The organism is Streptomyces sp. NPDC059851, from assembly GCF_042732005.1.
Lineage (GTDB): Bacteria > Actinomycetota > Actinomycetes > Streptomycetales > Streptomycetaceae > Streptomyces.
Genome location: NZ_JBHWJJ010000208.1, coordinates 1 through 9,791, shown reverse-complemented (window position 1 = coordinate 9,791; position 9,791 = coordinate 1). Strand labels below are relative to the sequence as shown.

The following is a 9,791-nucleotide window of genomic DNA, read 5'->3' as shown; positions in this document are numbered from 1 at the left end:
CGGGGGGGCGCGGGCGGCCCCGGGGGGGCGGCGGCGCGCGGGGGGGGGGGGGGCGCCCGCCCCCCCCGCGACCCGCGTCAGCGGGTCGCCTTGAAGACGTAGAGAAAGTTTGGACGCATCCCGCTTCGGCGGAACGCCCTGGCTGCCGGTTGAGCGTTTCGGCTGGGGCTGCTGGCCTGGTGAGATGGCCTGCGGATGTGGGTCCCGCTACGGCCGTTGGTGGGGCTCTACTCGGCGCGGCTCACCTTGGCGTGATCGGTGAAGACCCGTCTGAAGAGGTCGTGGCCCGTGCTCCCGGTGTGACGGAGTGCCCAGTCCTGTGCAGCTTCCTGCTCATCGTGAGGGCCGGATTCGGCCTGGCACCCATCGGTGACGCAGAACGCTTCGTAGGTGACGCCACCTTCAGGAACGTGGCGGATGGTGTGGGAGACGAATCGGTAGACGGCACGCGTGGTCACTGGTGGCCTTCCGGGTGGCGTCGCATGTAGACGTTGCAGTCGGTGACGGTGGTCATGTCGCCGACCGTGCGGGCCCGATCACGTACGTTGGCCAGCTCGGCGCAGCCCGCGCAGTCTTCAACGGGTGCCGGGTCCGGCTCCAGGCGCAACGGGAGTTCGACCGGCGGGGTCGAGTACCTGGTCGGCTCCGTCATGTAGATCGCCACCTCTCGAACGTCACATGGCCGACCTCTTGACAGGTCGGTGCTCTAGTTCAGTATTCGAGTGGCCGAAGCACTCCCGCTACGGTTCGTAGTGCACTAGTGTGCTCCCACTGACAGCACGTCAACTCAACGGAGGGGCACGCCTTATGCCCAGTCCCAAGACGTTCACGAAGATCGCGGATCACTTCCGGGAGCGCATCCTGTCGGGAGAGCTTGAACCCGGCGCCAAGCTGCCGACCAACCGGGAGATCGCCGGGCAGTGGCAGGCCGCGGCCGCCACCGTCTCCCGCGCCTTGCAGGCCCTCCAGGTGGAGAACTTCATCCGGACCACCCCCCGCGGTACCTACGTCGCCGACGACCCGCGCTGGACGCTGTCGGCGCGGGACCGGCTGGCCCGGGTCCAGCGGGTGAAGTCGTTCCTCGCGGAGGGCGAGACGAGCCGGGTGACAGCGGCCGAGCTGATCACGCCGCCGCTGTACGTGGCGGAGATCTTCGACCTGGAGCCCGGGGACCAGGTGGTCCGGCGCGAGTGGCTGGCCGGCCGGGGCAAGACCCGGACCGTGTTCGCCGTGACCTGGTACCCGGCCCCGTTCGCCGCCCTCGTACCCGACCTGCTGAACACCGCCCCGGGCCGCAATCACGGACTGTCCGCCCGGGTCCTGGAAGCCACCGGGCGCACGATCACCCACGCCCGAGACGACATGCACGCCCGCCCCGCCGACGCCCGAGAGGCGAGCGCACTAGGACTGCCGGTCGGCTCCCCAATCCTGGCCGGCGCCCACCGATGGTCGGACGCGGAAGGAATCATCGAGTACGGGGAGTGGTGTCTGCCGCCCCGGTTCACCATCGGCTACGAGTACCAGCCCTGACCGATCAACGCGAAGCGTCCCCGAAGGCCAACCTGCGGCCTTCGGGGACGCCGTCGTTCACATGCCTGTTCAGCCCGCGTCGCGGCCTTCGAGGCGTTCGACGCGCTCCTCCAGCTCCTCGATCCGCTCCAGGGCGCGTTCCAGCTTGTAGGCCAGATCCGCAACCCCGCCGGTCGGGAACTCCTTCACCGGGGTCTCGGATGCTTCGGCCGACTCGTCCACCGGCTGCACGGTGACCGGTACCTCGGTGCCGAACTCGCCGCCCAGGACAACGTACGCGACTTCCCGATGCGATCCCCTGGTCTCGTGGATCTTCCTGACCCGGCCCTCCAGGGCGAGGAAGGTCAGCGCCTGGTCGGCAGCTTCGGCGTCACCTCCGATCGCATCGACTACTTCATCCACCGTCAGCGTGGCGCCCCTGGACAGTGAGCCGTCCCTGATCTTGCGAACCAGACGACCGTGGATGAGCTGGGTGGCGAAGCCGTGGTCCTCCCAGTCGCGTACATAGACCTCGTCACCGGGCAGCTCGCCTGGGAACCGCAGCAGGAAGTTGCCGGCCAACAGGGCGATGGCGTTGGTGACCACATTGAGCGGCACCGCGTAATGCTCGGCCAACACCTCGCGGGCGGGAAGCCTGGCGCCGGGTGCCAAGGTGCCGGAGTAGATCTGCTGCTGGAGGTCGCTGGCGACCTTCTCGAAGGCGTCCTCGAAGTCGGCCGAGCGCGTGACGAACGTGCCGCGCCCTTGGCGGGCGATGACCCAGCCCTCGTTCCGCAAGAGCCGGATGGCCTTCTGCACGGTCAGGCTCGACGCCTTGTAGGTCTGCATGAGCTGGGTCTGCGTCGGGAGCAACTGCCCCGGTCGCAGCTTGCCGTCCCGGATCTCCTGCCGCAGGTCGTCCGCGATGCGCTCGAACGTCAAACGCGCTTCGTCAGCAGGCATGTCCATCCCTGGTTCGGGTCCGATTGGGCTCACAGGGCTGCTCGCTGCCGCCCTATTTCACCAGCTCAGCCCACGGGGTCAGGGTAGCGGCCCTACGGATGGACCGCCGCAGCAACGGATGGACTCAATAGGAAATGACTACGGATGGACTGAGGATTGATGTTATGTTGTGTGGCACGTGATCACCCACACGGGTGATCCACATCCCTCTACCTGGAGGTCTGCCGTGAAGACCATGCCCATCGACCAGTCCCAGGCACTGATGATCCTGGCCTCCGAGCCCCGCCCGCAGTTCAAGGACCGCGAGGGCCGACAGCCCGCGATCGACCGGGGCACCGGCGCCCACGTGCACCTGGTGGAAGTGATGTTCGCGTTCAACGGCCGCGCCGAAGTGATCGCCGTGAAGATCCCCGAGCCCGGTCTCGGCAAGGGCCTGAAGGTCGGCCTGCCGGTGGCTTTCACCGGACTTGTCGCCTCGGCCTGGGAGAACGAAATCAACGGCAAGGACCGGCACGGCGTCTCCGTCCGCGCCGACGCCATCACCCTCAAGGCAGGCGCCTGATGCCCGACAACCGCCTTGGGCTCGCGCTGCTCGTCCTCGCCGTGCTGGTCTCGCTTGGGCTGCTGGGCTGGGCCGGGTACTGCTTCGCCCGCTGGTACCGGGCCGATGCCGAGACCCGTATCAGCCTGCGGCAGGCACGGCGGATCCGTTGGGGCTGGAAGCGGCTCGCGCCGATGCTGGGCCTGGCCGTCAAGGACGCCGCCCCGACCGTGCTCCAGCAGTACGGCCCGCAGGAGCAACCGACGAAACCGCGGGTGCTGGTGCCGCGCCTGCACACCCGCGCCGACGCCTTCGGCGTCACCGTCACCGCCGATGCCCTGCCGCAGGTGGGGCTGAGCGCCTGGCAGGACGCGGGCGAGGGCCTGTGCGACGCCTGGGGAATGCGCCGCATCCGCATCAGCCAGCCCAAGCCCGGAGTGATCGTCGCGCGCGGCTTCCGGCGTGAGCCGCTGAAGGCAGTGATCCGCTCACCACTCCTGGGCCCGGACGGCTCCCCCGTCTGCCGACCGGGGCAGTTCGTCTCCACCGATGACGTACTGCTCGGCTGGGACGAGGACGGCACCCCCATCGTGCTCAACCTCGCCTACTCCGCCCACGCCCTCATCGCCGGCCTCACCCGCTCCGGAAAATCGATCACCGTCAACACCCTCCTCGCCTACGCCTCGCTCATGCGGGACGTGCGCCTGATCGTGATCGACCCCAACCTCGGAGCCGCCGCCCCCTGGTGGCGCACCGCGTACAAGGTCTCCGACGCCATACACCCCGACGAGCCCACCGAGATCCTGCGCTGGGTACGCGAGGAGATGCAGCGCCGGGAACGGCTGTTCTGGTCCGGCCGCACCGACCGCATCACCGAGTTCAGCCCCGAGCTGCCGCTGCTGCTCGTGGTGATCGACGAGGTGGCGAACTACACCCGGCACCCGGACCGCAAGGCCCGCGAACGCTTCGAGGCCGAGCTGCTGGCCATCGCCAGCCAGGGCGCCAAGTTCGGCGTACGGCTGTGGCTGCTCACCCAGAAGCCCTCCGCCGACGTGCTCACCACCGCCGTGCGCACCAACCTGTCCGCCCGGATCTGCCACCGCGTCGACACCATCGAGGACTTCCTTCACCTCTTCCCCGACGGCCGGGACCTGGACATCACCGCCGCCGACCGCACCATGCCCCAGGGCGTGTCCATCGCCTCCATCGGCGACATGCGCACCCCGGTCCGGCTGCGCTCGGTCTACCTGCCCACCGAAGCCTGCTGGCAGATCAACGACCTCATGTGCGCCGAAGGGCTCAAGGTCCGCGACCTGCCCGACCGCGTCGACCTGGACAAGGCAGCGTGACCGCCGCCTGCTGGTCCCGCTTCGCAGTGAACCCCGGCAAGGGCGTGTAGTCGCCAAACCCTCGCCCCTGCCGGGGCCTCCTCCCATCCATCCACGGCACACGTGTGCCGCAGTGCAGAGAGGTCCCGCCAGCATGCCACCGCACAACCCCACCGCCACAATCCCCCGTCCCGAACCGGACACGGACGCGCTGCCCACGTTCACCGGGTACCGGAACCTGATCGGCCTGATACGACAGCTCTCCTCGCTCGGCGGCTGCTCCCAGCCCATCCGGCTCGAAGGCCAGCGCACCGAGATCGACACCTTCACCGGCGAGATCCTGCGCGAACTGACATCCAAGGAACTGCCCGCCGGCCACCTCCTGGTGCGCTGTGGCAACCGACGCACCACCCGCTGCCCCTCCTGCGCCGAGCTCTACCGCCAGGACACCTACCACCTCATTGCCGCCGGCCTGCGCGGCGGCAAGAACATCCCCGACCAGGTCGCCACCCACCCCAGGGTGTTCGCCACGCTCACCGCACCGTCGTACGGGCCAGTGCACGGCCGACGCACCGGCGGTTCCGCCCGCTGCCGCTGCGGACGCACCCACACCAAGGGCGACCCGCTCCTCGGCACCCCGCTCGACCCCGAGCGATACGACTACACCGGCGCCGTGCTGTGGAACGCCCACGCCCCGGCCCTGTGGGCCCGCTTCATGCTCCACCTGCGCCGCACCATCGCCGCCACAGCCGGTATCCCGCAGCGTCTGCTGCATAAGGTCGTCCGGGTCTCGTACGCCAAGGTCGCCGAGTACCAGCAGCGCGGACTGATCCACTTCCACGCCGTAATCCGCCTCGACGGCCCCGCAGGCCCCTACACCCCACCACCTGCCTGGGCCACCCCCGAACTCCTGGCCGACGCGATCCGGATCTCGGCCACCCGCGCCCACGTCGACGGGCCCACGCTCAAAAATCGCACCCACTCCTTCGCCTTCGGCGAGCAGGTCGACACCAGGATCATCCGGTCCGCGGCCTTCCAGGGCGGGATCACGATCACCGAGGGCAAGGTCGCCGGATACGTCGCCAAGTACGCCACCAAGGGAACCGAAGCCGCCACCGGCACCCTCGACCACCGGCTGAAGAAGATCACCGACCTCTGGTCCGAGTCCGTGCCCGAGCACGCCGCCCGCATGATCGACACTGCCTGGACCCTCGGCGCCCGCGACGACCTCAAGCACCTGAATCTGCGCAAGTGGGCCCACATGCTCGGCTTCCGCGGCCACTTCTCCTCCAAGACCCGCGCCTACTCCACCACCCTCGGCGCCCTCCGGGCCGCCCGAGCCGCCTGGCACCGCCGCCACACCCCTCCGCCCTCCCCGACCACCCTCGTCCTCGCCCACTGGGCATACGACGGCACCGGCCTCACCCCCGACCTCGAACGCCTCGCAGGCTTCATCAACGGTGGCCCGACCCGCAAGCTGGAGGTGACGGCCGGTGCGTGATAGCGAACTCCTCACCGTTCCGGAAGCCATGGCCCGCCTCAGGATCGGCCGCTCCGCCCTCTACAACCTGCTGCGCACCCGACGCCTGGCCTCAGTGACCATCGGCCGCGCCCGTCGTATCCCCTCCCAAGCACTGGGCGACTACGTCCAGCGTCACCTGGAGGAGGCCGCCTGATGACTGCTCCACGCAAGAAGACACGTGCGAACGGCGAAGGCACCATCTACCAGCGCAAGGACGGCCGCTGGGAAGCCGCCGGCTACGTCCTCGCCGCCGACGGCACCAGCAAACGCGTCCGTGTCTACGGCAGCACGCGCAGGGAAGCCGCAGACAAACTCGCCGAGAAGATCGCCGACAGCAACCGCGGCGTACCCGTCGCCACCGCAGACAGCACCGTCAGCGACCACCTCACGTACTGGCTGAACGGCGTCGCCATCCACTCGCTCCGCGAGAACACCCACACCCGCTACGCCACCTGTGTCCGCCTCCACCTCATCCCCGGCCTCGGCACCAAGAAGATCGCGCGGCTCACCGCCAAGGACATCCGCACCTTCCTCGACCGGCTCCGCACCACCTGCCAGTGCTGCACCCAGGGCCTGGACACCGAACGGAAGAAGTGCTGTGCGATCGGCGAGTGCTGTCAGAAGCAGCTGTCTCCTCTGACGGTGACCTACGTGCACTCGGTGCTCAAGTCCGCCCTGGAACACGCCGTCCGCGAAGACGAGCTGCCCCGCAACGTCGCCCGGAACGTCAAGACCACCGCACCCCGGCCCAAGCGCTTCCGGCCACTCACGGCGGCCGAGGCCCGCCACTTCCTCGACGCCGCCCGCACCGACAGGCTCCATGCGCTGTACGAACTCGCCCTGCGCACCGGCCTCCGCAAAGGCGAACTCCTCGGCCTCCACTGGGAAGACCTCGACCTCAACAGTGGAACCGCGACCATCCGCCGCTCGCTCCAGCGCACCAGCACCGGCGGCCTCACCCACCTGCCCACCAAGACCCGGGCGTCTGAACGCCGCATCGCTCTCCCGGCGGAATGCATCCACTCCCTCAAGCAGCACAAGGAACGGCAGCACAAGGAGCGCGAGACGGCAGGGTCGGGCTGGCAAGACGGCGGCCTCGTCTTCACCACGCCGAGTGGCCGGCCTCTCGACCCGGCCAACCTCACCCGCCGTTTCCGCACCTTCCTCGACCGCGCCGGACTCCGGCGCATCCGCTTCCACGACCTCCGCCACTCGACCGCCACCCTGCTCCTGGAACAGGGCGTCGACCTCATCGTGATCAAGGAGCTTCTGGGCCACGCCCATATTGGCGTCACGGCCAGCGTCTACGCCCACGTCCGACTCCGGCTCCAACGCCAAGCCATCGACACCCTGGGCCACGCACTCAGCCAGGACGACGACCCTGACGGCCCACTTACCACAGTCGTCGTCCGCTGACGTTGCCGTCACCGTTGCCGTCAAACACCCCAGCGGCCCCACCGGAAAAGATCCGGAGGGGCCGCTGCGGCATTCCCAAGCGTCGAATCGTACGGAACTTCGCCAGTGGCCTCCATACCGTATTAATGCGACGCGGTTACGAAATACTTTAGGTGGGCCGACTAAGCCTTTCTGGCGCGACTCCCGTAACGAGATGCTCCAAGGCCAAATCCCCTGGACCGTGCCTTAGCACCCAAGCTCCAAGGAGGTAGATGGCGCCCTCTTCATCGATCGCCAGGAAGAATTCCCCCTGCCCCACTTCCCCCAAAGGGAAGAATTTATGACCGAACAATTCAGAAAGCTCCGCAAACCTTTCACCCTCTCCGATTGCAAGCTCCGGATCGAACTCGAACGACTCCCGCGCGCATGTGATTCCAGGCCCGCTGTTATCGACTCGCAGTCCACCAAACTCCTGGAGGAACTTCTCTGCTGCGGCATGCCAGGTGAACTCTGCCGAAGACACCTTCCATTGAGCGAGGTCAACCCGGCGATCCGGTAGCCAGCCAGCACGTCGAAGGACGCCCTCTACTTCGTCGGAGAATCGAGGCATCTACGGCGCCATCCTGAAATCGATCTCGAAGTGCTCGACTAGTACCCGGCAACTATCGCACGGCCCAATGAGCTTCTTGAAGTTCTTGTTCGTCCTGGTGCGCCCCACGGTCGCAGCAGCGGTGGCCCCAGTCGGATCGAGCCCAGCATCCAAGGCTTCAGTCAAGCACTGAACCAACCCGCAACCTCCATGATTATTTCCACGCTGAGCGGTAGGTATGGAATCGAGGATTCCTTGGATGGCCGGATGCACCCGCCGAGTTCCTGCTCCTCCATCACTATGGGCGACAATGGGAGCATTACCGGGAACTTGCAGAGCTTCAATCACCTGCGGGCGCTGAGACCCCGAAAGGTCGGCAACTGCTTCTGCTTCCGCATGCACCGCGTCAACAACGCCACAGTTGTGAACGAGGACCGGGGTGGCGCCTGCGAGCACATAGTACGTGTGCTGGCCGAGGTGCCGTCATCTGCGTTTTCGCAGGTCACCGTAATTCGGCCAGTCCGTGGATGTGCGCGGAAGTCCCCTCCTGTGCACCCCTGTTGCCGTCGGCGTTGCCGCTGCGTCAGCGTTGCCGTCAGAAGCCCGCTCGCCCCCGGTGCATTTGAGCCGGGGGCGAGCGGGATATCGACTTCAGGCAAGTGAAGAAAGCAGGATGCCTTCCTCATGGAAGCGGATCGCGAACCACTCCCACATGATTCGGATTGGCATCAAGGTCGCTGCGCCTCCGCGAGGGCATCAGCAGCGTCCGTCAGAGCTCCAGCAAGAGCATCTTTCTTGGCCGCAATCACCGGAAAAAGGTCCTCATCCCGCCCCTTGGCGTTCAGGGATTCCTGGAGGGCCTTCCAAGCCTCGAACACCAAACGGGTTTGCTTTAGAGACGACTGCGAGATCAATGCGACCTCCCGAAGGTCGCGTCCGGCACCCTTCACTTCGCGGAGGAACCAAGATGTGAACTGCGACTGCTCGATGATGAATCTCCCCACGAGGGCTTGGATCTCCAGACTGACGACGTCGCACGCCAGGATCTGAATGGCGAGGTTGATCGCGGCAGCGTTCGAGGGTCCTCGCAGTTCCTCTGGCGGATGCCACTCATCAGGCATCTCTTCGAGCCACTCCCACCCTTCTGGCATCGACACGTTAGAGGTCACTCCCCTTTCTGCAAGTTACACAGTTCCACTTCGACCACCCTATCCATGCCTTCGAATCAACCATCTCGTGGCACTGAACGTGTCCAGCGGTATGTCGGAAACGCCGCCCGCCCGAAGGACCTGAGCGCAATATGTGACGCAACTCTGACTTTCCAGGTCGTACTTCGGATAGGCGCCTCTCGCAGTCTTAGACATCATGACTTCGGCGTACGCCATGGCGCCTTCCGCATTCGGCAGCGAAATCCTCACGTTGATCGTTGTCGGGGAGAGCGTTGCCGGATCGAATGTGGCAACACCGTTCGTCGGGAGATCAACTCCGCCGAACTGATGAGTACTCAAGACCTCATCTCCAGAGCGGATGGTAATCAAGGCATGCCCATTGGGGCGATCGAGATGGACAATCGCCTCGCCAGATGAGGCCGCCGGCGCATCTGCGTTCGGACCGCAATTGTGGACGAGGACTGGGGTGGCGCCTGCGAGCACATAGTACGTGTGCTGGCCGGGGTGCCGTAATCTGCGTTTTCGCAGGTCAACGTAATTCGGCCAGTCCGTGGATGTGCGTGGAAGTCCCCTCCTGTGCGTCCGTGTTGCCGTCGGCGTTGCCGTCAGACGGCTGCGCGCGTGAGGTCGGTGGAGTGGGCTTTGGCCGGTGTCCTGCCCGGGTTGGGGTCGGGCATGGCCAGGGGGCCGTACGCTGGCCCGGCAACTCGGGCAGGTCGTGATCCTGCCCGGAATTTGAACGAGTGGCCCCCTGGCCTTGCCCGACGCGGGCCCC

11 protein-coding genes are annotated in these 9,791 nt (G+C 66.7%); 6 read left to right on the top strand and 5 right to left on the bottom strand.

Annotation, left to right across the window (positions count from 1 at the left end):
• Positions 1 to 454: 454 nt before the first annotated feature.
• Positions 455 to 652, bottom strand: coding sequence for a hypothetical protein (locus ACFV7Q_RS36985; RefSeq protein WP_362866425.1), 198 nt, complete (start codon positions 650 to 652; stop codon positions 455 to 457).
• Between the two features lie 155 nt (positions 653 to 807).
• Here ACFV7Q_RS36985 and ACFV7Q_RS36980 point away from each other — a divergent pair, with 155 nt between their 5' ends.
• Entirely contained in the window at positions 808 to 1,530 is a 723-nt protein-coding gene (locus ACFV7Q_RS36980; RefSeq protein ID WP_383649489.1) for a GntR family transcriptional regulator, read from the top strand.
• Between the two features lie 69 nt (positions 1,531 to 1,599).
• On the opposite strand, the gene ACFV7Q_RS36975 is transcribed toward ACFV7Q_RS36980, so the two are convergent.
• A complete protein-coding gene (locus ACFV7Q_RS36975; protein ID WP_385435329.1) occupies positions 1,600 to 2,472 on the bottom strand; it encodes a GntR family transcriptional regulator in 873 nt (290 codons plus the stop codon).
• Positions 2,473 to 2,707: 235 nt separating this feature from the next.
• Here ACFV7Q_RS36975 and ACFV7Q_RS36970 point away from each other — a divergent pair, with 235 nt between their 5' ends.
• The 5 genes from ACFV7Q_RS36970 (at position 2,708) to ACFV7Q_RS36950 (ending at position 7,279) form a co-directional block, all read left to right on the top strand.
• Positions 2,708 to 3,034, top strand: coding sequence for a hypothetical protein (locus tag ACFV7Q_RS36970; RefSeq protein ID WP_385435331.1), 327 nt, complete (start codon positions 2,708 to 2,710; stop codon positions 3,032 to 3,034).
• Complete coding sequence (locus ACFV7Q_RS36965) at positions 3,034 to 4,362, top strand: FtsK/SpoIIIE domain-containing protein (RefSeq protein WP_385435328.1); 1,329 nt, start codon at positions 3,034 to 3,036, stop codon at positions 4,360 to 4,362. The genes ACFV7Q_RS36970 and ACFV7Q_RS36965 overlap by 1 nt, the downstream gene beginning before the upstream one ends.
• Positions 4,363 to 4,495: 133 nt before the next feature.
• Entirely contained in the window at positions 4,496 to 5,842 is a 1,347-nt protein-coding gene (locus tag ACFV7Q_RS36960; protein WP_385435327.1) for a replication initiator, read from the top strand.
• Positions 5,835 to 6,017 carry a helix-turn-helix domain-containing protein gene (locus ACFV7Q_RS36955; RefSeq protein WP_385435326.1) on the top strand — a complete coding sequence of 61 codons (183 nt, stop codon included), beginning with the start codon at positions 5,835 to 5,837 and terminating at the stop codon, positions 6,015 to 6,017. Before ACFV7Q_RS36960 ends, ACFV7Q_RS36955 begins: the two co-directional genes overlap by 8 nt.
• Positions 6,017 to 7,279, top strand: coding sequence for a tyrosine-type recombinase/integrase (locus ACFV7Q_RS36950; RefSeq protein WP_385435325.1), 1,263 nt, complete (start codon positions 6,017 to 6,019; stop codon positions 7,277 to 7,279). The genes ACFV7Q_RS36955 and ACFV7Q_RS36950 overlap by 1 nt, the downstream gene beginning before the upstream one ends.
• A 148-nt stretch (positions 7,280 to 7,427) precedes the next feature.
• On the opposite strand, the gene ACFV7Q_RS36945 is transcribed toward ACFV7Q_RS36950, so the two are convergent.
• The 3 genes from ACFV7Q_RS36945 to ACFV7Q_RS36935 all read right to left on the bottom strand — a co-directional run bounded on the left by ACFV7Q_RS36945 (position 7,428) and on the right by ACFV7Q_RS36935 (position 9,004).
• Positions 7,428 to 7,868 (bottom strand): SUKH-3 domain-containing protein, encoded by a 441-nt coding sequence (locus tag ACFV7Q_RS36945; RefSeq protein ID WP_385435324.1) that lies wholly within the window; start codon positions 7,866 to 7,868, stop codon positions 7,428 to 7,430.
• Positions 7,869 to 8,249 (bottom strand): YwqJ-related putative deaminase, encoded by a 381-nt coding sequence (locus ACFV7Q_RS36940; protein WP_385435330.1) that lies wholly within the window; start codon positions 8,247 to 8,249, stop codon positions 7,869 to 7,871.
• 326 nt (positions 8,250 to 8,575) lie between these two features.
• On the bottom strand, positions 8,576 to 9,004 hold the full coding sequence (locus ACFV7Q_RS36935; RefSeq protein WP_385435323.1) for a hypothetical protein: 429 nt from the start codon (positions 9,002 to 9,004) through the stop codon (positions 8,576 to 8,578).
• Positions 9,005 to 9,791: the final 787 nt, after the last annotated feature.

Excerpts from the sequence above, each read along its gene's own strand:
- ACFV7Q_RS36950 (WP_385435325.1), top strand. The coding sequence starts at position 6,017 with ATGACTGCTCCACGCAAGAAGACACGTGCGAACGGCGAAGGCACCATC.
- ACFV7Q_RS36985 (WP_362866425.1), bottom strand. The coding sequence starts at position 652 with ATGACGGAGCCGACCAGGTACTCGACCCCGCCGGTCGAACTCCCGTTG.
- ACFV7Q_RS36970 (WP_385435331.1), top strand. The coding sequence starts at position 2,708 with ATGCCCATCGACCAGTCCCAGGCACTGATGATCCTGGCCTCCGAGCCC.
- ACFV7Q_RS36980 (WP_383649489.1), top strand. The coding sequence starts at position 808 with ATGCCCAGTCCCAAGACGTTCACGAAGATCGCGGATCACTTCCGGGAG.
- ACFV7Q_RS36945 (WP_385435324.1), bottom strand. The coding sequence starts at position 7,868 with ATGCCTCGATTCTCCGACGAAGTAGAGGGCGTCCTTCGACGTGCTGGC.
- ACFV7Q_RS36975 (WP_385435329.1), bottom strand. The coding sequence starts at position 2,472 with ATGCCTGCTGACGAAGCGCGTTTGACGTTCGAGCGCATCGCGGACGAC.
- ACFV7Q_RS36965 (WP_385435328.1), top strand. The coding sequence starts at position 3,034 with ATGCCCGACAACCGCCTTGGGCTCGCGCTGCTCGTCCTCGCCGTGCTG.
- ACFV7Q_RS36960 (WP_385435327.1), top strand. The coding sequence starts at position 4,496 with ATGCCACCGCACAACCCCACCGCCACAATCCCCCGTCCCGAACCGGAC.